16 protein-coding genes and 1 tRNA gene are annotated in these 20,678 nt (G+C 66.4%); 7 read left to right on the plus strand and 10 right to left on the minus strand.

Going from position 1 to position 20,678, the window contains the following annotated elements:
- Positions 1 to 3 precede the first annotated feature (3 nt).
- Both EX88_RS0110245 and EX88_RS0110250 read right to left on the minus strand, forming a co-directional pair.
- A complete protein-coding gene (locus tag EX88_RS0110245) occupies positions 4 to 2,163 on the minus strand; it encodes a type I secretion system permease/ATPase (protein ID WP_031371902.1) in 2,160 nt (719 codons plus the stop codon).
- Between the two features lie 618 nt (positions 2,164 to 2,781).
- Positions 2,782 to 2,857, minus strand: a tRNA-Thr gene (locus EX88_RS0110250).
- 212 nt (positions 2,858 to 3,069) lie between these two features.
- Here EX88_RS0110250 and EX88_RS0110255 point away from each other — a divergent pair.
- Positions 3,070 to 4,317, plus strand: a complete 1,248-nt coding sequence (locus EX88_RS0110255) for a cation:proton antiporter (RefSeq protein WP_031371903.1) — start codon at positions 3,070 to 3,072, stop codon at positions 4,315 to 4,317.
- A gap of 42 nt (positions 4,318 to 4,359) precedes the next feature.
- On the opposite strand, the gene ispH is transcribed toward EX88_RS0110255, so the two are convergent.
- The 5 genes from ispH to murJ form a co-directional block, all read right to left on the minus strand.
- Positions 4,360 to 5,310, minus strand: coding sequence for a 4-hydroxy-3-methylbut-2-enyl diphosphate reductase (ispH, locus tag EX88_RS0110260; RefSeq protein ID WP_031371904.1), 951 nt, complete (start codon positions 5,308 to 5,310; stop codon positions 4,360 to 4,362).
- A gap of 259 nt (positions 5,311 to 5,569) precedes the next feature.
- Entirely contained in the window at positions 5,570 to 6,067 is a 498-nt protein-coding gene (lspA, locus tag EX88_RS0110265) for a signal peptidase II (protein WP_031371905.1), read from the minus strand.
- An 85-nt stretch (positions 6,068 to 6,152) separates the two neighbouring features.
- Complete coding sequence (ileS, locus tag EX88_RS0110270; protein WP_235186239.1) at positions 6,153 to 9,011, minus strand: isoleucine--tRNA ligase; 2,859 nt, start codon at positions 9,009 to 9,011, stop codon at positions 6,153 to 6,155.
- A gap of 89 nt (positions 9,012 to 9,100) precedes the next feature.
- On the minus strand, positions 9,101 to 10,108 hold the full coding sequence (locus EX88_RS0110275) for a bifunctional riboflavin kinase/FAD synthetase (RefSeq protein ID WP_051884900.1): 1,008 nt from the start codon (positions 10,106 to 10,108) through the stop codon (positions 9,101 to 9,103).
- Positions 10,109 to 10,274: 166 nt separating this feature from the next.
- The gene (gene murJ, locus EX88_RS0110280; protein ID WP_031371908.1) at positions 10,275 to 11,909 is read right to left on the minus strand and encodes a murein biosynthesis integral membrane protein MurJ; all 1,635 of its coding nucleotides are present in this window, start codon (positions 11,907 to 11,909) and stop codon (positions 10,275 to 10,277) included.
- Between the two features lie 127 nt (positions 11,910 to 12,036).
- Between murJ and rpsT the strand changes: the two genes are divergently transcribed.
- Positions 12,037 to 12,306 carry a 30S ribosomal protein S20 gene (rpsT, locus tag EX88_RS0110285; protein WP_031371909.1) on the plus strand — a complete coding sequence of 90 codons (270 nt, stop codon included), beginning with the start codon at positions 12,037 to 12,039 and terminating at the stop codon, positions 12,304 to 12,306.
- A 76-nt stretch (positions 12,307 to 12,382) separates the two neighbouring features.
- Positions 12,383 to 12,568, plus strand: a complete 186-nt coding sequence (locus EX88_RS25915) for a hypothetical protein (RefSeq protein ID WP_152566213.1) — start codon at positions 12,383 to 12,385, stop codon at positions 12,566 to 12,568.
- A gap of 24 nt (positions 12,569 to 12,592) precedes the next feature.
- On the opposite strand, the gene obgE is transcribed toward EX88_RS25915, so the two are convergent.
- The 3 genes from obgE to rplU all read right to left on the minus strand — a co-directional run bounded on the left by obgE (position 12,593) and on the right by rplU (position 14,441).
- Positions 12,593 to 13,660, minus strand: coding sequence for an Obg family GTPase CgtA (obgE, locus tag EX88_RS0110290; protein ID WP_031371910.1), 1,068 nt, complete (start codon positions 13,658 to 13,660; stop codon positions 12,593 to 12,595).
- A 187-nt stretch (positions 13,661 to 13,847) separates the two neighbouring features.
- The gene (rpmA, locus tag EX88_RS0110295; RefSeq protein ID WP_031371911.1) at positions 13,848 to 14,108 is read right to left on the minus strand and encodes a 50S ribosomal protein L27; all 261 of its coding nucleotides are present in this window, start codon (positions 14,106 to 14,108) and stop codon (positions 13,848 to 13,850) included.
- Positions 14,109 to 14,120: 12 nt separating this feature from the next.
- Entirely contained in the window at positions 14,121 to 14,441 is a 321-nt protein-coding gene (gene rplU / locus EX88_RS0110300) for a 50S ribosomal protein L21 (protein ID WP_031371912.1), read from the minus strand.
- A gap of 360 nt (positions 14,442 to 14,801) precedes the next feature.
- On the opposite strand from rplU, the gene EX88_RS23690 reads away from it, so the two are divergent.
- The 4 genes from EX88_RS23690 (at position 14,802) to EX88_RS0110315 (ending at position 20,424) form a co-directional block, all read left to right on the plus strand.
- Positions 14,802 to 16,268, plus strand: coding sequence for an OmpA family protein (locus EX88_RS23690; protein WP_036148534.1), 1,467 nt, complete (start codon positions 14,802 to 14,804; stop codon positions 16,266 to 16,268).
- 13 nt (positions 16,269 to 16,281) lie between these two features.
- Complete coding sequence (locus tag EX88_RS25920) at positions 16,282 to 16,728, plus strand: hypothetical protein (RefSeq protein ID WP_152566214.1); 447 nt, start codon at positions 16,282 to 16,284, stop codon at positions 16,726 to 16,728.
- 445 nt (positions 16,729 to 17,173) lie between these two features.
- Positions 17,174 to 19,249, plus strand: coding sequence for a S8 family peptidase (locus tag EX88_RS0110310; RefSeq protein ID WP_161786107.1), 2,076 nt, complete (start codon positions 17,174 to 17,176; stop codon positions 19,247 to 19,249).
- A 278-nt stretch (positions 19,250 to 19,527) separates the two neighbouring features.
- Positions 19,528 to 20,424, plus strand: a complete 897-nt coding sequence (locus EX88_RS0110315) for an OmpA family protein (RefSeq protein WP_081930857.1) — start codon at positions 19,528 to 19,530, stop codon at positions 20,422 to 20,424.
- The last annotated feature ends 254 nt before the right edge of the window (positions 20,425 to 20,678 follow it).

The following is a 20,678-nucleotide window of genomic DNA, read 5'->3' on the forward strand; positions in this document are numbered from 1 at the left end:
GACTTATCCCTGCTGCAGGCGATGCAGATATGCGTAATGGCCGTCCGGTCGCGCGAGCAACTCGGCATGCGAGCCGCTTTCGACGATGCGCCCTTTCTCGACCACCACGATGCGGTTGGCGTGACGCACGGTGGAGAGACGGTGGGCGATGATCAGCACGGTGCGCCCTTTGCAGATTGCACGCATGTTGGCCATCACCGCGTGCTCGGACTCGTAATCGAGCGCACTGGTGGCTTCGTCGAAGATCAGAATGCGCGGATCGGTGATCAACGCTCGCGCGATCGCGATGCGCTGGCGCTGGCCGCCGGATAGCCCCGCCCCTTGCTCGCCGACCTTGGTGTCGTAGCCTTCGGGCAGTTCGACGATGAAGTCGTGCGCGCCGGCCAGTTTCGCGGCGTGAATCACCCGCTCCAGAGGAATGCCCGGATCCGACAGGGCGATGTTCTCGCGCACGCTTCGGTTGAACAGGAAATTCTCCTGCAACACCACGCCGAGCTGACGCCGCAGCCAGGCCGGATCGGCCAGGGCCAGATCGTGGCCGTCGATAAGGACCCGCCCTCGCTCGGGCACGTACAAACGCTGAACCAGCTTGGTCAGAGTGCTCTTACCGGACCCGGAACGACCGACAATGCCGATCACCTCGCCCGCGGCGATGTTGAAATCGATGCCGCTGAGCACTTCGGCCGCGTCGGGCCGATAGCGGAAGGTCACGCTCTCGAAAGTCACCTGGCCGCGGATGGGCGGCAGGACCATGCGGCTACCCGGCAGCTCGGTGCGCGTGTTGAGAATGTCGCCGAGACGCTCGACGGAAATGCCAACTTGCTGGAAGTCTTGCCACAGCTGAGCCAGCCGGATGATCGGGGCAGCGACTTGCCCGGCGAGCATGTTGAACGCGATCAGCTGGCCGATCGACAGATCCCCTGCGATCACCAACTGGGCTCCCCAGAACAGGATCGCGATGCTGACCAGCTTCTGCACCAACTGCACGCCTTGCTGGCCGATCGTCGCCAGTCGGGTGACGCGGAACGCGGCACCGACATAGCCCGCGAGCTGGTTGTCCCAGGTGCGGGTAACGCGCGGATCGACCGCGGTGGCCTTGATGGTGCCGATGCCGGTTACCGTCTCGACCAGGAACGATTGATTGTCGGCGCTGCGGGCGAACTTTTCGTTGAGGCGCTTGCGCAATACCGGCGTGATCGACGCGGACCACAGGGCGTACACCGGTAGCGAAATCACCACGATCAGGGTGAGCCAGCCGCTGTAGTAGAACATCACCGCGAGAAACACCACGGTAAAGAACAGATCGAGTACCGAGGTCAGCGCCTGCCCGGTAAGGAAGGTACGGATGTTCTCGAGTTCGCGCACTCTCGCCATGGTGTCGCCGACGCGGCGCGACTCGAAGTACGCCAGCGGCAAGGCCAGGATGTGCCGGAACAGCCGCGCACCCAACTCGACATCGATCTTGCTGGTCGTGTGCGCGAACACATAGGTACGCAAACCCGACAAGACCACGTCGAATATCGCGATGGATACCAACCCGACCGCGATCACGTGCAGGGTGGTAAGGCCGTGATGCACCAGCACCTTATCCATCACCACCTGATAGAACAGCGGCGTGATCAGGGCGAACATCTGGATGAAGAACGATACCGCGAACACCTCCAGCAACAGCTTGCGGTACTTCACCACCGCCGGCACGAACCAGCTGAAGTCGAACTTGGCGAGTTCGCCCAGGACGGAAGCCCGCGATGCGACCTGCAGCAATCGCCCTGCATAGCGCGACTCGAACTCGGCCATCGACAGGCTGCGCGGCCGCTTCTGCACGAGATCGTGGATCAGTACCGTGTCGCCGCTGACTTTGGCGACGATGAACGACTCCCCGTTCTCGACCAATGCCAGGGCCGGCAGGCTCGCCATGCCGATACGCCCGGCAGGCTGCGCATTGATGCGCGCTTTCAGCCCGAGCTGTTTGGCGGCAAGCAAAAGTCGAGTGTCGTCGAACGCTTCGCTACCGGCACCGTGTTGGTGGCTGAGCTGAGCGGCATCGGCGGCGATACCGTGAAACTGGGCCAACAAGACCAGCCCGGCCAGAGCGAGATCCGGCGGATTACCAGGCGCAACGACGGTGTCTACGACCGCAAGCGCCGCACTTCCCTGTGACATTCGAACCGCCCTTCAAGTGATGCTATGGCACTGCAATGAATGCCTTCCCCAATACGATCAGCGTCACATCGGGAAGGTTCGACTGTCAAGAAATAATCGGCAGTTCGCATGCATATTCAGCTTGTTCATCAAGCGACCTGCCAGATGAATGTGCTTACTTGCGACCCCCCTGACCCCGATAAGTCTAAGGCGAGCTCGTGTCAGGACTTGAGATCGGGCGATGGAACAAACTGACCGAATCAAAATCGCCCGGACGAGTTTCTTTCATATAAATGCTTAAGAGGGCGTTCCGTTGAGAACTGCTTAAAAGCACAGATGACGATTGCTCTAAATCGGCCCTACACAATCTGCCACGAGCGTCATGCGAGTGGAGTAGGCGAAGACTGGGGCCGGGCTCCAAAATTCATGGAGCCGCCCCTCACAAAAAAAGTCCCTGCTGGACTATGGACTGTCTCAGGAAGGCCGGCTATCGGAACCTTTGGCTGGCAACTGTATCTTTCCAAGCCCGCATGCCGCTCCACAAAAAAGCCCCGCTTTGGGCGGGGCTTTGAAGCGCTTCCGGAAGGCGACCAGCCGTTGGATCGTTGGCCGGGCGGTTGGCTTGCCTTCTGGGTTACGTGGTGCCGGAAATAGGAATCGAACCTACGACCTACGCATTACGAATGCGCCGCTCTACCAACTGAGCTATTCCGGCTAAGACCGCAATTCTAGGCGGCGACGGTCTGCGCGGTCAATCGACCGGGGCCGGAACGGCCCTGGCGAGCGAATGGGAACCACCGAGGTACCTACCGCGGCGGCGCCGCGCATATCGACTTCGATGAGCTCGGCACGAGTCCCTGCACTGTGGAATGAGCCCAGCAACGACGCTGGCACAGCACATTCCGCGGCGCCGTTATCATCCGCGCCATGCAACCCATCCTCGCCGCGCTCGTCGATTCGTCGATCTTCATCCTGTTGTCCTGGGGCATCTGGCGCCTGTTGGGCCGCTCGATACCGCTGGCGGTAGTGCCGATCGCGATCGGCCTCGGGCTGGCAGCGATGGGCGGCCTGCCGGCGCAGGTCGGCGTGCCCTCGGCCGTCGGCGACCGGTTCGGCTGGGTCGGGGTGCTGGCGCTGGCCTTCACCGCCGGCCTGGAGACCCGCCACGGCGGAGATCCAGCCGCGCCCTCGCCGGCGGCCGCGCGTGCGCTCGGCTCGTCCCTGCCCCGTTTCGTGCTCAGTGCCGCGCTGGCGCTGGCGCTGCCGTTCCTGGTCGGCACGGTCGCCGCCCATGCTTATTTCACCGGCCTGCCCGGCTGGGCGGCGCCACGGGGCCAGGGCTGGCTCGGCGCGGTCGCGATCGGGCTTTGCGTCGCGGTCAGCGCCTTGCCGGTCCTGATCGGCATCGTGCGCGAACTCAAGGCCGAGCACCGCGCCTTGACCCAGGTAGCGGTCGGCATCGCGGTCGTCGACGACGCGGTGCTGTGGGTCGGCCTGGCGGCGTTACTGTTGATCGCCGACGGCGGCGCCGGTTTCGCCGGCTGGTCGGGGCTGGATGCGCTCGCGGTCGTGGTGCCGCTGGTTCTCGCCGCGGCCGCCGCGGTGGCCGAACGCAAGGCCTGGATGCCGCCGAAAATCGCGATCTGGCTGGCCATGCCGCTGTACCTCGGCGCCTGCTCATGGGCCAGTTCGCAACTGGGGCTGCACGCGCTGCTAGGCGCCTACTTCGGCGGCGCGATCATGGCGCCGAGCTGGATCCGGCGCTTGCCGGTCGAACGGATCGGCCAGTTCGCCCTGGTCGGCCTGGCGCCGCTGTTCTTCGGCCACAGCGGCCTGCGCATCGACGGCGACGCGCTCGGTTGGAGTTCGCTGCAGGCCACCGTGGCCCTGCTGGCCCTGTCGGTCGCGGCGAAGCTGGTCGCCTTGCTGATCTGCCCGCCGTCGACGCGGTTCTCACGCCGCGACGCGCTGGCGATCGGCGCGCTGCTGCAATGCAAGGGGCTGATGGAGATCGTCGCGGCGACCGTGCTGCGCGACAAGGGACTGTTGTCGGGACCGGCCTACGCCGCGCTGGTCATGCTGGCGGTGCTGTCGACCGTGCTGACCGGCCCGCTGTTCCGTTCGATCGTGGGGCGTCGCAGCGCCGCCCCGGATGCCGATCGCGAATACGTCTGAGCGAGCGGCCGAAGCAACCGCTCGAGCGACCGGGCCGAGCCCTCAACCGACCAATTGCAGGCGCAGTTCCTTGGGCAGGGCGAAGACCATGTTCTCGGGCTCGCCGTCGAGTTCGTTGACGCGCTCGGCGCCGAGTTCGCGCAGGCGTTCGATCACGCCGCGCACCAGCACCTCGGGCGCCGAAGCGCCGGCGGTGATGCCGATGTGCTTGCGGCCGCGCACCCAGTTCGGGTCGATCTCGATCGCGCCGTCGATCAGGTGGGCCTCGACGCCCTCGCGCTCGGACAGCTCACGCAGGCGGTTGGAATTGGAGCTGTTCGGCGAGCCGACCACCAGCACCAGGTCGCAACGCGCGGCCAGCGCGCGCACGGCGTCCTGGCGGTTCTGGGTGGCGTAGCAGATGTCGTCGTGGCGCGGGCCCTGGATCGCCGGGTACTTCGCGCGCATGGCCTCGATGACCGCGCGGGTGTCGTCGACCGACAAGGTGGTCTGGGTGGTGTAGGCCAGGTTTTCGGGTTGGTCGACTTCGAGCGCGGCGACGTCGTCGATGTCCTCGACCAGATAGATCCGGCCGGAACCGGCTTCGCGCCGCCATTGGCCCATCGTGCCTTCGACTTCCGGATGGCCTTCGTGGCCGATCAGGATCACGTCGCGGCCGGCGCGGCAGTGGCGCGAGACTTCGAGGTGGACCTTGGTCACCAGCGGGCAGGTCGCATCGAAGACCTTCAGGCCGCGACGATCGGCTTCCTCGCGCACGGCCTTGGACACGCCGTGGGCGCTGAAGATCACCGTCGCGCCGTCGGGCACTTCGTCGAGTTCTTCGACGAAGACCGCGCCGCGGTGTTTGAGGTCGTCGACGACGAAGCGGTTGTGCACGACTTCATGGCGCACGTAGATCGGCGCGCCGAGCGTCTCGATGGCGCGCTTGACGATCTCGATCGCGCGGTCGACGCCGGCGCAGAAGCCACGGGGGTTGGCGAGGATGACGTCCATGGGGGCATTGTACTCCTGGCTGAGGAGCTGAGGAGTGAGCTAGGAGGAGTGAGGAGTGAGCAAAAAGCGCTCCCGCTCACCTCTCGTTCCCGGATTCGCTGAACGAGCCGCAGGGACCGCGATCCCGATGGCGCCGGCAACGATGGTCGAGTCCGCGATGTTGAACGAGGGCCAGTGACAGTCGCGCCAGAACGACGGGATGAACTGAGTGGAAGAAATCAAGAGCCAAGGCTTCAACTCACTCCTCACTCCTCTCCGCTCACTTCTCGCTCTCGGGCTTGCTGAACAAGCCATAGACCGCGATCCCGATCGCGCCGGCGACGATGGCCGAGTCGGCGATGTTGAACGAGGGCCAATGATAGTCGCGCCAGTACCACTGGATGAAGTCGACGACGTGGCCGTGCAGCATGCGGTCGATCACATTGCCGATCGCCCCGCCGATCACCAGGGCGTACGGCAGCGCGGTCTTCCAGTCGCCGCGCGCGGCGCGCGACAGCCAGTAGGCGAGCAGGCCGCTGATGCCGACGGCGAGAATCGCGAAGAAATACTTCTGCCAGCCGCCGGCGTCGCTGAGGAAGCTGAAGGCCGCGCCAGTGTTGTAGCTGCGGTACCAGTTCCAGAAACCGTCGATGACCGGCACCGCGGTGTATTCGGGCAAGGAACTCAGCACCCAGGCCTTGCTGAGCTGGTCGAGCACGATCACGACCATCGAGACGATCAGCCAGGGCAATGCGTTCTTGCGGGGGGTATCGGTCATAAGCCTTCGGTTCTACGGATCGGTGCGAAACCGGTGGATTGAAGCGGCCGCGCGCGATGCCTCGCCGCGCGCGGCCGTGTTGCGGTCAGAACCAGTGCCGATCCTCGCCCTCGCCCGCCACGTTGTCGACGCAGCGGCCACAGAGCTCGGGATGCTCGGCGACGGCGCCGACATCGGCGCGGTAATGCCAGCAGCGCACGCACTTGCTCTTGGCGGTCGGTACGGCGAGCACCGCGATGTCCTTGATGCCGTCGTCGGCGACCACTTCGACATCGCCGCTGATGAACAGGAAGCGCAGCTCCTCGGCCAGCGGCGCCAACCAGTTCTGGTCGGACACACCGCAGCGCAGCGAGATCTCGGCCTCGAGCGCGGCGCCGATCTGGCCGGCGGCACGCATCGGTTCCAGGGTCTTGGCGACGCTGTCGCGCAGCGCGAGCAAGCGCTCGAACTCTTCGTTCGACAAGGCGGCGTCGGCCGGCAACAGGGCCAGGCCGTCGTACCAGGTGGTGAACAGGACGTTGTCTTCGCGCGCGCCGCGTTCGGTCTGCACCGGCAGGTGACGCCACATCTCGTCGGCGGTGAACGCCAGGATCGGCGCGATCCAGCGCACGAAGGCTTCGGAGATGCGGTACATCGCGCTCTGCGCCGAACGGCGGCCGCGCGAATCCTCCTGCATCGTGTACAGGCGGTCCTTGGTCACGTCGAGGTACAGCGAGCCCAGGTCGACGCTGCAGAAGTTCGACAGCAGTTGCACGATCTCGGCGAAGTCGTAACGGTCGTAGGCCGAGGCGATGCGGTCCTGCAGTTCGGCGGCGCGATGCACGATCCAGCGGTCCAGCGCGACCATGTCGGCCAACCCGACCAGATGCTGACCGGGGTCGAAGCCGGCCAGGTTGCCGAGCAGGAAGCGCGCGGTGTTGCGGATGCGCCGGTAGACGTCGCCGTTCTGCTTGAGGATGGCGTCGGACACCGTCATCTCATTGCGGAAATCGGTCGAGGCCACCCACAGGCGCAGCACGTCGGCGCCCATCGCGTCGGTGACTTTCTCCGGCGCGAGCGCGTTCTGCATCGACTTCGACATCTTCTTGCCTTCGGCGTCGACGGTGAAACCGTGCGTCAACACCTGCCGGTACGGCGCCGCCGCGTCCATCGCCACGCCGCTGAGCAGCGCGCTGTGGAACCAGCCGCGGTGCTGGTCGGAACCTTCCAGATACAGATCGGCCGGCTTGCGCAGCCCGTCTTGCGGACGCTGTGCCAGCACGCATTCGTGGCTGGTGCCGGAGTCGAACCAGACGTCGAGAATGTCGTTGACCTTCTCGTAGCCCTCGGCCTCGTCGCCGAGCAGTTCTTCGGCGGTCATCGAATACCAGGCGTCGACGCCTTCGCGCTCGACCCGGTCGGCGACCTGATGCATCACCTCGACCGTACGCGGATGCGGCTCGCCGGTTTCGCGGCTGAAGAACAGCGCGATCGGCACGCCCCAATAACGCTGGCGCGAGATGGTCCAGTCCGGACGCGCCTCGATCATGTTGTAGATGCGCGCCTCGCCCCAGCCCGGCACCCAGGACACGCCGCCGATCGCGGCCAACGCATCGCGGCGCAGGCCGGCCTGCTCCATCGAGATGAACCACTGCGGCGTGGCGCGGAACACCACCGGCGTCTTGTGACGCCAGCAATGCGGATAGCTGTGCTTGAGACGGCCGGTCGCGAGCAAGGCGCCGCGCTCGCGCAACACCTCCAGCAGGAGCGCGTCGATCTTGAAGATGTGCTGCCCGGCCAGTTCGTGCGCGCCCGCCGGCGGCGTCGACGGCAGGTAACGGCCGCGCGCATCGACCGGATTGATCTGCGCGGCGCTGTAGCGCTCGATCAGGCCGTACTTCAGCGAAACCACGTAGTCCTCCTGGCCGTGGCCGGGCGCGGTGTGCACCGCACCGGTACCGGCCTCGACGGTGACGTGGTCGCCGAGCAACACCGGGATTTCGCGGTCGTTATAGAACGGGTGCTGCAAGCGCAGGCCCTCGAAGGCCTCGCCCTTGTGCGAGGACCAGTCGCGGCTTTCCACGCTATGCCCTTGCTTGAGCGCATCGGCGGCGGTGATCGCGGCGAGCACGCCGCCGATCAGTTCGCTGGCGACCAGCAGGTATTCCGGGCGCTGGCCCGGCTCCTTGAACAGCGATTCTTCGCTCGGCTCGATCCGCACCAGCGAATACTCGACCTGCGGCCCCATCGACACCGCCAGGCTGGCCGGCAGCGTCCACGGCGTGGTCGTCCAGATCGGCACCGACAACGGCGCGCCGTCGTCCTCGATGCCGAAGGTGTCGAACACCTTCTTGCGCTCGATTACCGGATAACGCACGTAGATCTGGGTCGATTCCTTGTCCTGGTACTCGATCTCGGCCTCGGCCAGGGCCGAGCCGCAGTCGAAGCACCAATGCACCGGCTTGGAGCCGCGCACCAGATGACCGCGCTCGACGATCTTGGCGAGCGAACGGATGATGTCCGCCTCATAGCGGAAATCCATGGTGCGATAGGGGTTGTCCCAATCGCCGATCACGCCCAGGCGCTTGAAGCCGCGGCGTTGCAGATCGATCTGGGTGGCGGCGTACTCGCGGCACTTGGCGCGGAATTCGGCGGCGTCGAGCTTGTCGCCGACCTTGCCGAATTCCTTCTCGACCTTGTGCTCGATCGGCAGGCCGTGGCAATCCCAGCCCGGCACGTAGGGCGCGTCGAAGCCGGACAGCAGCTTGGACTTCACCACCACGTCCTTGAGCACCTTGTTGACCGCGTGACCGATGTGGATCTCGCCGTTCGCATAGGGCGGGCCGTCGTGCAGCACGAAGCTACGCTGGCGGTCCTTCACCTTCTCGCGAATTCGCCCGTACAAGCCTTCGCTTTCCCAGCGCGCCAGGGTTTCCGGTTCGCGCTTGGGCAGGTCGCCGCGCATCGGGAAATCGGTCGCCGGCAGCAACAAGGTGCTCTTGTAGGGATTGGCGGGAGCGGATTGGCTCGGGTCTTTGGCGGTCACAGCAGCTCTCATGCAGGTGTTTGGGTCGCTGCCGCAAGCGGAGCCGGCAACGGCGCGGCGGCGCGTTGCGAGTCCAGTCGCAGCAGACCGCGCGCCTGTTCGGCATCGCGGTGCATTTGCTCGGTCAGCGCCGGCAAGTCGGGGAATTTCAATTCGGGACGCAGGTGGGCGACGAATTCGACCTCGATGCGTCGACCGTACAGGTCGCCGTCGAAGTCGAACAGATGCGCTTCGAGCAAGGGCTCGACCCCGGCGACGGTCGGCCGCGTGCCCAGGCTGGACACCGACGGCCAGGGGCGGTCGCCGACACCGTGGACCCAGGTCGCATAGATCCCCGACAAAGCCGGGGTCTTGCCGCCGAAGCGCAGGTTGGCGGTCGGAAAGCCGAGCGTGCGGCCGAGTTGCTGGCCGCGCACGACGTGGCCGCCGATCGCATAGCGGCGCCCGAGCCAGCGCGCGGCGGCGGCGAAATCGCCGGCCAACAGCGCCTCGCGGATGCGCGTGCTGGACACGCGCTCGCCGTCCAGCAATACCGGTTCGATCTCGTGCGCGCTGAAGCCCTGGCCCTCGGCCCTGCCCTCTTCGCCCATGCGCCGCAGCAGGGCGATGTCGCCGCCGCGGGCCTTGCCGAAACGGAACTCCGGGCCGACCCAGACTTCGCGTGCGGACAGGCGTTGGACCAGCACACGGCGTACGAACTCCTCGGCGCTCAAGGCGCTGAGACGACCGTTGAAACGCAGCAGGCCGACCTGGTCGGCCTCCAGCGCCAGCAAGCCTTCGGCCTTGGCGCGGGGCAACAACAAACGCGGCGGCGGTGCGGCCGGAGCGAAGAACTCGCGCGGCAGCGGCTCGAAACTCAGCGCGACTGCCTCTACGCCCAAGGCGCGCGCGCGCGAAACCGTGTGGCGCACCAACGCCCGATGCCCGAGGTGCAGGCCATCGAAGGCGCCGATGCAGACCACACTGCCGTGCGGGCACCGCGGCCCGCCCTCGACGTCACGAAACAGCCTGCTCATTAGTGTCCGGCGTGGGGACCCGGACGAACCGGGACATTGCGTGAAGGATGAATCAGGAAGTATAGCCGCCGCCCGCCGCTCTCAACGGTGCCGCTGAACACGGCCGCCAATCTCAACGAGGCCGAGGCGGCGGGCGATTCGCGATGCCGGCCCTGGCGAAGCGCGTTCAATGGCCGCGCAGATCGCGCATGCGGATGCCCTGCAGCCACAGCGCGGCGCCGTAGAACGCCCCGCCCGCACCGACCACGACCGCGAGCTTCCAGGCGCGCTCCCACCACGGCCAACCGGTCCAGCCGGTCCAGAACCACAACAGCCCCAGCACCACGACCGTCATGGCCACGCTGGCCACCGCGATCTGGCGCAGGAAGCGGCCCCAGCCCGGCTGGCGCGCATAGACCTTCGAACGGCGCAGGTACCAGGCCAGTTGCAGGGCGTTGACCCAGCCGGCGATGGCGATCGCCAGGGCCAGGCAGGCATGCGCGCCGGGCACTTCGCCGAGCGCCCGGCGCAGGTCGCCGCCGCTGCTGTGCAGGGCGGCGCGGCCGGCTTCGGTCAGGTACAGCACCGCCAGCAACAGGCCCGCGGTCGAGACCAGGTTGACGATCACCGACACCACCGCCGACTTGACCGGGGTCTTGGTGTCCTGGCGCGAATAGAACGCCGGCGCCAGCACCTTCACCAGCAGGAAGGCCGGCACCGCGATCGACTGCGCCATCAGGCTCAGGCGGATCATCGCGGTGTCGTGGGCGGTCAGGCGACCGTACTGGAACAGCGACGCGACCAGGGGCTCGGCGCACAGCACCAGCCCGAGGCAGGCCGGCACGCCGATCAGCAGGCACAGGCGGAAGCCCCAGTCCAGACCCTTCGAGAAGCCCTGCGGGTCGGTCGCGGCATGACGCTTGGACAAATGCGGCAGGATCACCGTGCCGATGGCGACACCGAACATGCCCAGCGGGAATTCGAGCAGGCGGTCGGTCAGGTACAGCCAGGTCACGCTGCCGGCGATCAGGAACGAGGCCATCGCGGTGTTCAGCAACAGGTTGACCTGGGCCACCGACGAGCCGAACAGGGTCGGCACCATCAGCCGCATGATCTTGCGCACACCCTCGTGCGCCCCGCCCCAGCGCGGCCGCGGCAGCAGTCCCAGCTTGGCCAGCGCCGGCAACTGGAAGCCCAGCTGCAGCACGCCGGCGAGCAGGACGCCCCAGGCCAGGGCCAGCACCGGGTTCAGGCCCATCGGGCTGAACACCCGTTCGGCGCAGACCGCCGCGGCGATCATCGACAGGTTCAGCAACACCGGCGACAGCGCCGGGATGGCGAACTTCTCGTAGCTGTTCAGCACCCCGCCGACCAACGAGGCCAGGGAGATGAACAGGGCGTACGGGAAGGTGATCTGCAGCATCTGGGTCGCCATCCGGTACTGCTCGCTGCCGGGCTCGAAACCCGGGGCGAACAGCGCCATGACCCAGGGCGCGGCGAAGATCACCACCGCGGTCAGGACCAGCAGGAAGGCGCTGAGGGTGCCGCTGACCCGGTCGATCAGCTCCTTGACCGCGGCCTGGTCGTGTTTTTGCTTGTACTCGGCCAGGACCGGCACGAAGGCCATCGAAAACGAGCCCTCGGCCGACAGCCGGCGCATGAAATTGGGGATCCGGAAGGCCACGAAGAACGCGTCCATGGCCGGGCTGGCCCCGAACACCACCGCATAGACCTGGTCCCGGATCAGGCCGGAAACCCGCGAAATGAAGGTCATCGCGCTGAAAATGGCCGAAGAACGCAGCAAGCCGCTACCCTTGCTCATCGCCCCGCCCTCTTCCAGTTGACGCAACCCACTGAATCGCCCATACTTTTGGGTCTGATTTTCCGTAACTGCATTTCACCGCCCAGTTTCATTAACGCTTTTCACCAAATATTCCAGGAATCCACTCGTGGCAAACATCAAGTCCGCCAAGAAGCGCGCCAAGCAGACTGTCGTGCGTAACGCCCGTAACGCCAGCCAGCGTTCGATGCTGCGTACCGCCGTCAAGAAGGTGCTGAAGGCCCTCGGCGAGAACGACGCCGCCAGTGCCAAGTCCGCGTTCGACGTCGCTCAGCCGATCCTCGACCGTTTCAGTGCCCGTGGCCTGATTCACAAGAACAAAGCTGCCCGTCACAAGAGCCGCCTGTCGGCCCGCATCAAGGCACTGGCAGCCGCCTGATACGTCGCTCGCGACGTGACGCAAAAGCCCGGCTTCGGCCGGGCTTTTTCGTTTTGCGGCCGATGCCGCGACGGACATGTCGGCGGAGTTCTTCGCGCTGTGCACCGCACGCATCATCGGCGCCATCGGTGAAGCGAATTTGAAGTCGAGCAGGCCCACGGCAACGCCCGCGCTCGAACGCGCCGGACTCAGTACCTGCGCAACAGCGAACGCGTCGCCCACGGCAAGGCCGCGACGCATCGCGCGCCGCAGCCTGGATTGATTCGGGTTCCGGCGAGCCTGCGGCTCAGGGAACATGGTCGCCGGCAGCGCTCGCGGCTTCGAGGGCATCGGCGCGCTGACGGTCGAAGAACGCCATCACGTCGCGCATGATCGGCCAGGTGCCTTCGCGGCCGATGGCCGAGACCAGATACCAACGGTCCTTCCAGCCCAGCTCGTCGATGACCGCCTGCGCCGCCGCCTGCTGCTCTTCTTCAAGCAACAGGTCGGCCTTGTTGAGCACCAGCCAACGCGGCTTCTCGAGCAATTCGGGATCGTGCTTGCGCAACTCGTTCTCGATCGCGCGCACCTGCTCGGCCGGAGTCACGCCCTCGACACCGCCCTCCATCGGCGCGACATCGACCAGGTGCAGCAACAGGCGCGTGCGCTGCAGATGACGCAGGAACTGCGCACCCAGGCCGGCGCCGTCGGCCGCACCTTCGATCAGGCCCGGGATGTCGGCGATCACGAAGCTGCGGTGCGCTTCGACGCTGACCACGCCGAGATTCGGATACAGCGTGGTGAACGGATAGTCCGCGACCTTCGGCGTCGCCGCCGACACCGCGCGGATCAGGGTGCTCTTGCCGGCATTCGGGAAGCCGAGCAGGCCGACGTCGGCCAGCAGCTTCAGCTCCAGCTTGAGCTCGCGTTCCTCACCCGGCAGACCCGGCAGGGCCTTGCGCGGCGTGCGGTTGATCGAGCTCTTGAAATGCATGTTGCCCAGGCCGCCCTTGCCGCCGTGCGCCACCAGCAGACGATCGCCGTGCGCGACCAGGTCGCCGATGATCTCGTCGGTTTCGACATTGGTGACCACGGTGCCGACCGGCACCACGATGACCAGATCGTCGCCGCCCTTGCCGTAGGCCTGCCGCCCCATGCCGTTCTCGCCGCGCTGGGCGCGGAACTGCTTCTGGTGACGGAAATCGACCAGCGTATTGACGTTCTCGTTCGCCACCAGCCACACGCTGCCGCCGGCGCCGCCGTCGCCGCCGTCCGGCCCGCCGAGCGGAATGAACTTCTCGCGACGGAAGCCGATGCAGCCGTTGCCGCCGTTGCCGGCGATGACTTTGATTTCTGCTTCGTCTACGAGTTTCATAAGAGCCGGGAATGGGGAATGGGGATTCGGGAATCGTAAAAACAACAACGGGGATACCGGGGATTGTAGCGACAGTGGAAGTACCGGGTTCTCGCCTTTGCGAATCCCGAATCCCCACTCCCGAATCCCGGCTTACAAACGAAAAACCCCGCCGAAGCGGGGCTCCTCGCAGTGCGTCGCGCCAGAATTACTCGGCGGCGACGACACTGACGGTGCGGCGCTTCTTCAGGCCCTTAGTCGAAAACTCGACCTTACCGTCGACCAGCGCGAACAGCGTGTGGTCGCGACCGAGGCCGACGCCGGCGCCCGGATGGAACTGGGTGCCGCGCTGACGCACGATGATGTTGCCAGCTTCGATGGCCTGACCGCCGTAGATCTTCACGCCCAAGTACTTCGGGTTGGAGTCGCGGCCGTTGCGGGTGGAACCTACGCCCTTTTTATGTGCCATGGCGGCTTCTCCTTACTTGTTGTCGCCACCGGCAATGCCGGTGATCTCGATTTCGGTGTAGTGCTGACGGTGGCCCATCTGCTTGCGATGGTGCTTACGACGGCGGAACTTGACGATGCGCACCTTGTCGGCGCGGCCGTGGCCGACGACCTTGGCGGTGACGCTGGCGCCCTTGAGCGCGTCGCCGAGCGTGACGCCTTCGCCGTTGCCGAGCATCAGCACGGTGTCGAACTTGATTTCGCTGCCGGCTTCGACGTCGAGCAATTCGACGCGGAGCTTTTCGCCTTGCATCACGCGGTATTGCTTACCGCCGGTGACGAGAACTGCGTACATGACCAGGATTCCTCTGTAGTTATTTTGGTCGCTGCCGCGCCCAAGCGGGCGGACAGAAGCGGAATTGTAGCGGTGCCAAGGGCTTAGGGTCAAATCGCCCCAGCTTTGGTCCGCCGCCGCCCCAGCCGCGCCGGGCGGCCCCGGCCTGTCGCCCACTCGAAGGTGCCTTCTAGTGTGCTTTCAATGTGCTTTCTTGACCACTTGTGCCCGTTCGTGGCCGTACGGACGCCGTCCGTCCGCCGGGTCGCGTCCGTGCGCAAAAAAAGCCGGTTCGACTGTGCAAATCCTGGCGGGAACATGATAAATCGGCGGTGCGCGTCCATTTTTCGTGATGCGCATCACACAATCATGGAAAGCACTATGCGCATCGACCTGTTAGACAACCTCATCAGCGACGTCTCCGGCCGCTTCGGCCTGACTAACGACAAGGCCCGCCAATTGGTCGGCGTCCTGATCGCCCTGATCTTCGACGAGAAACGCGGCGGCTTCGCCGGCTTCGTCCGCTTGTTCGAGCAGAAGGGCCTGGGGCGTCTGATCCAGTCCTGGGTCGGCACCGGCCCGAACGAATCGATCAGCGCCGCCCAGGTCGACCACATCTTCGGCGCGCCGCTGATCGGCGCGATCGCCGGCAAGCTCGGCGCCCCGGTCTCGGCCACCGCCGGCGCCATCGGCGGCCTGCTGCCGAACCTGATCAACGAGCTGACCGAGGGCGGCAAGGAGCCGACCGGCATCCCCGAAACCCTGAAGTCCTGGGTCGCGGGCATCGCCGACTGGCTGGGCGACCTCGGCCGCTTCGGTTGGGGCGCACTGGCGGCCAGCGCCGCCGCGGTGGGCGGTGCCGTCGCCGGCGGCGCGCGTGCGGTCGGCCACGCCGCCGACGCCACCGTCGACGCCGCGGCCTATGCCGCCAAAAAGACCGGCAGCGGCCTCGGCAAGATCCTGCCCTGGCTGTTGCTTGGCGCCTTGCTGATCGCCGCCTTCCTGCTGTTCAAGGGCTGCAAGAAGGACGAGGCCGTCGTCGCCGCGCCCGGCACCGACAGTTCGGTCTCCTCGACCGCGCCGATCGCGGCGCCGGCCGCTCAGGCCAACCCGCGCTTCAGCTTCGAGAACGTCGACGGCAAGGCAAACGTCAGCGGCCAGGTCGCCAGCGACGCCGAGAAGACCAAGCTGCTCGATGCGATCAAGGCCACCTTCGGCGCGGACAACGTCAACGGCGACATCAGCGTCGACGCGGCGACCGCTCCGGCCGGCTGGATGGACAAGCTGATCGCTCTGCTGCCGGACCTGAAGGCCCGCGGCGTCAAGCTCGGCTTCGACGGCGACAAGATCGCCATCGACACCTCGTCCTTGCCGGAAGCGGAGCGTTTTGCGCTGTCGCAGAAGCTGCGCAGCGGTTTCGGCGGCTTCGAGATCAGCGGCCTGTGGGACAAGGCGATGGCGGCGTTGTCCTCGCTCAAGGCCGGCTTCAGCGCCGACGATCTGATCAAGGCGCTGAACCTGTCGGGCATCAACTTCGACACCGGTTCGGCCACGATCACCCGCGACAGCTACGAGACGCTCGCCAAAGCGGCCGAGGCCATCAAGGCCGCTCCGGCCGGCACCCGCATCGAAGTCGGCGGCCACACCGACAACACCGGCGACGCCGCGGCGAACCTGCAGCTCTCGTTGGATCGCGCCAATGCCGTCACCGCGAAACTGGTCGAACTCGGCGTGCCGGGCGAACAACTGCTCGGCAAGGGCTATGGTCAGGACAAGCCGGTAGCCGACAACGCCAGCGAAGAAGGCAAGGCGCAGAACCGTCGCATGGAATTCACCGTGCTCAAGTAAGCGGCGAGCGATCATGGATCGGAACAAAGGGCGCCTCGGCGCCCTTTGTTTTGCGATTGCGCCTCCGGTGCGGATCGTTGTTACGGCCGATCGGCGATGCGCGATGTTGCGCGCCTGCAACATCGCAACACTCGATATCGAACGTCGCGTCCGTAGCGTGCATTCACATCGCCTCTTCGCAGCGGAGCTTCGCAGCGCGCCTTCGCCCGTTGTCGCACGCCGCTTGAAGAACCGCGCATCCGATCAAGAAAAAACACGGCATCGCGACGCAAAGAGACCGACACAGTTCACAGTTCCGAAAGAAATTTTGCTCGAAGCGAAAATGCGCGCGAGCGCGCGCCCGCATCCGTTCGACGCAAAAAAACCCTTGATTTCCCGCATGGACGGATCGCCCTCACGATCGCGCCGTGCGCGCGCATCGGCGCCGTCTGTGAGCCCAGTCGCATTCATGCGGTCATGACGGCGTAAACGACACTTGCACGCACCCACCGGCCTCAATTAGCTTCGATCCCGAGCGACAGCTTGGGGTCGCGCGACAAGGAACAGCACTTCGTAGCGCAGCCTCTGCGACGCAGACGCGCCACGATGATGCCGTCGCGTTGAATTCCAGTATCCCGTGCATGCCGTTCGCAGTCGTCCGCCACACCGGTTTCCAGCGCTGGGGCTTCGCTCCTGCGCAACAGACGCATTCTCCCACCCACTCACGCCGCCTTGCGCGCGTGCAGGCAGACGAATGCGTCTTCGTCAGCAATCCCGCAGCCCGACCCGCTCCTGGATGGACGCCGGCCGGCTGCCCAAGGAAGTACCTCGGAGGTTTTCGGCACCGCCTCCGCGGACCAAGGCCCGACGCTCGACAGGGGATGCGAAGGGGATCATGCGCAACGAAAGGATCAAGGATGTTTGTCATGAATCGTAAAGAACGTTCATTGAAATGGACCGCACTGGCTATCGCGACCGCCGTACTCGTCGCTCCGGCTGCCTACTCGGGCAGCAAGCTGCAGACGTTCTCGAAGTTGCAGGGACCGAAAGCGACGACCTCGGCCAAGGCAGTGAAGAAGGCCGCCGCCCAGACCTACGACCGCTTCATCGTCACCCGCGCGCCCGGCGCGAACGCCAAGCTCAGCGCTGCCGCGGTCAATAAGCAGTACGCCAACGCCGCCGGCAAGCTCGGCATCGGCATCGCCCCGATGCGTACCCTGGCCACCGGCGCCAGCCTGATCCGCACCGACACCAAGCTCAATACCGCTGCCATGAAGGAGCTGGCGATCGAGCTGATGAAGGACCCGAGCGTGATCGCGGTCGAACCCGATCTGCTCAAGCAAAAGACGATGGTCCCGAGCGATCCGGGCTACGCGCAGCAGTGGCACTACAAGAACGGCCCGGGCGGCATCAACCTCGAACCGGCCTGGGACATCACCGACGGCGACGGCATCGTGGTCGCGGTGCTCGACACCGGCATCACCCCGCACACCGATCTCGACGCCAACATCCTGCCGGGCTACGACTTCATCATCGACCAGGAAGTCAGCGTCGACGGCGACGGCCGCGACGCCAACCCGAACGATCCGGGCGACTGGCACGCCGGCGAATGCAACATCTTCGGCATCCCGGAAGACAGCAGCTGGCACGGCACCCACGTCGCCGGCACCATCGCCGCGGCCACCAACAACGCCAGCGGCGTCGCCGGCGTGGCGCATGGCGCCAAAGTCCAGCCGGTGCGCGTGCTCGGCAAGTGCGGCGGCTACACCTCCGACATCATCGATGCCGTGACCTGGGCCTCGGGCGGCACCGTCACCGGCGTGCCGGACAACGCGACCCCGGCCGAAGTCATCAACCTCAGCCTCGGCGGCAGCGGCGCCTGCAGCGTGGCCGAACAGACCGCGTTCGACGCCGCGCGCGCGCGCGGCACCACCGTCGTCATCGCCGCCGGCAACTCGGGCGGCGACGTGGCCAACTTCTCGCCCGCCAACTGCGACAACGTCATCGCCGTGTCCGCGGTGGGCCCGACCGGCACCCTGGCCAGCTACTCCAACTTCGGCCCGAAGATCGACGTCGCCGCACCTGGCGGTTCCGGCGCGCAGCCGGCGGCCGACAACATCCTGTCGACGCTGAACCTCGGCCTGCAGGGCCAGGAAGGCCCGGGCTATGCCTGGATGGCCGGCACCTCGATGGCGGCGCCGCACGTCGCCGGCGTGGTCGCGCTGATGCAGTCCGCGGCGACCACGCCGAAGACCCCGGCCGAGATCGAGAAGATCCTGGTCAACACCGCTCATGTCGGCGGTCTGCCGGGCGGCTGCAGCTGGGCCAACCCCTGCGGTTCGGGCGTCGTCGACGCGCGTCACGCGGTCGCCGTGGCCAACGGCAGCGAGCCGCTGCCGCCGGATCCGCAGGCGCCGGAACCCGAGCCGCCGATCGAGCTGGAGAACGGCATCACCGTGACCAACATCGAAGTCGCGGCCAACGGCGTGATCAAGTACCAGTTGCTGGTACCGAACGGCGCGTCGAACCTGTTGTTCGCCATGTACGGCGGCACCGGCGATTCGGACATCTACGTCAAGTACGGCGCAGAACCGACCAACACGTCCTACGACTGCCGTCCGTTCACCGCGAGCAACAACGAGACCTGCTTCTTCCCGACCCCGAAGGGCGGCGTGTGGTACGTCAACGTCAAGGGCTATCGCGCCTCGGCGGGCATGTCGCTGTACCCGAGCTTCGTCGACGCCAATTGGCCGCGTCGGGTCGATGCCAAGGCCAGTGCGCTGCCGAACCACCGCACCTCGGTCAACCTGTCGTGGGAGAAGGGCAAGAAGAACATCGACATCTACCGCAACGGCGCGATCCTCAAGACCGTGCGCAACACCGGCGCCAACACCGATACCTTCCGCATCATCGGCAGCGGCACCATGAGCTACAAGCTGTGCAACAACCAGACGCAGGAATGCGCGGATCCGGTGGAGATCCAGTACAACTCCAGCAAGTGATCGCAGCGTAGGCAATCGCGAAGGGCCCGGATCGCTGGGCCCTTCGTTTTTTCCGGGGATGGATCGGCCCCGTTCGATCGACGGTCGTGGCCGCCGTCGCAGCGTTGCGGCGCAGCGAACGCCCGCGCCAGACGACTTCGGATGGACTAAGGCACTCCATCCCCATCCCGGTCGACGCGGCCTGCGGTCGCTCATCGTCCGGCCACATTCGGCACGCTTCGGCCATCGCACAAGCGCTCCATACTCACGAATCCCGGTTCCAGAACAGCGGAGACTTCATGCGCCATCCTTCATCCGCCCCACGCCGCCCCGCCCTCGCTCGCAGCGGCCTGTTGTTGGCCGTGCTGATCGCCGGCGCGGCCGGCTGCGACAAGCAGTCCCCCCCGGCCGACGAGAGCGCGACGGCGGCCACGCCGGCGCCGGTCGCCGCGCCGGTCGTGCGTTTCGACGCCAAGCTCAGCCTGGTCAACAACAACGGCGCGATCCGCTACGACGGCACCGTCGACAGCGAAACCACGCGCAAGGCGCTGAGCACGGCCCTGACCCAGGCCTACATGGGCCAGATCAGCGGCAGCCTCAACGTCGACAAGGCCGCCAAACCGGCCCCGTGGCAGGACAAACTGCCGCAATTCGCCGCGGCGCTGACCATGCCCGGCGCCGCGGTGAGCTTCCAGGGCACCACCATCGAGCTCAGCGGCCAGGCCTCCGACGCCGACCGCGTGACCTTGCTCGAGAAAGCCAAGGCCTTGTTCCCCGGCTACAACTACGCCGGCCTGTTCGAGGGCGTCGGCGGCGCGGCCGCCTCCTCGGACGCAGCGGCGCAGGCCCTGGCCGCGCTCGAACCCGGCAAGGCCGGCAGCGCCGAGATCGCCAAGGCGCTGAACCTGATGAACCTGCGCTTCGACGAGGGCAGCGCGCGCATCGCGCCGGCCAGCCTCGACATCCTCAGCCGCGCCGCCAAGGCCCTGCAGGCCGGCCCCAAGGACGCGCGCTTCGAGATCGTCGGGCCCGGCGGCGGCGCCGGCCAGCCGGCCGACAACGAAGCCCTGTCGCGCCAGCGCGCCGAGGCGGTCAAGGTCCAGCTGATCGTCGCCGGCGCCAACCCGGGCGCGCTCGACACCCGCGGCGAACCCGGCGCGGCGACCACGCCGCTGCGTTTCAATCCGGTCGAATGATCCGCCGGCCGCGGCCACCCGGCCCCGGTCTTGCAAGCTGAACCTGTCAGACGGGGGCCGACGGCCCCCGTCGTCTTTGCGCACTCGGCCGGCGCGCACACCGGTGCGCGCCGGCCGCCGCCGCGGCCGCCATCGGTGAACCCCAGGCCCCACGGGCCTCGCGCGGCGGGTCCCAAGGCTTCCGTTTTCCGGATTTGCCCCCACCTAGCCCACTCGATACGCTCCTCTGTTCGCCGTCGCGTTTCGCGCCGGCA

It is taken from the genome of Lysobacter antibioticus (assembly GCF_000731095.1).
GTDB lineage: Bacteria > Pseudomonadota > Gammaproteobacteria > Xanthomonadales > Xanthomonadaceae > Lysobacter > Lysobacter antibioticus_B.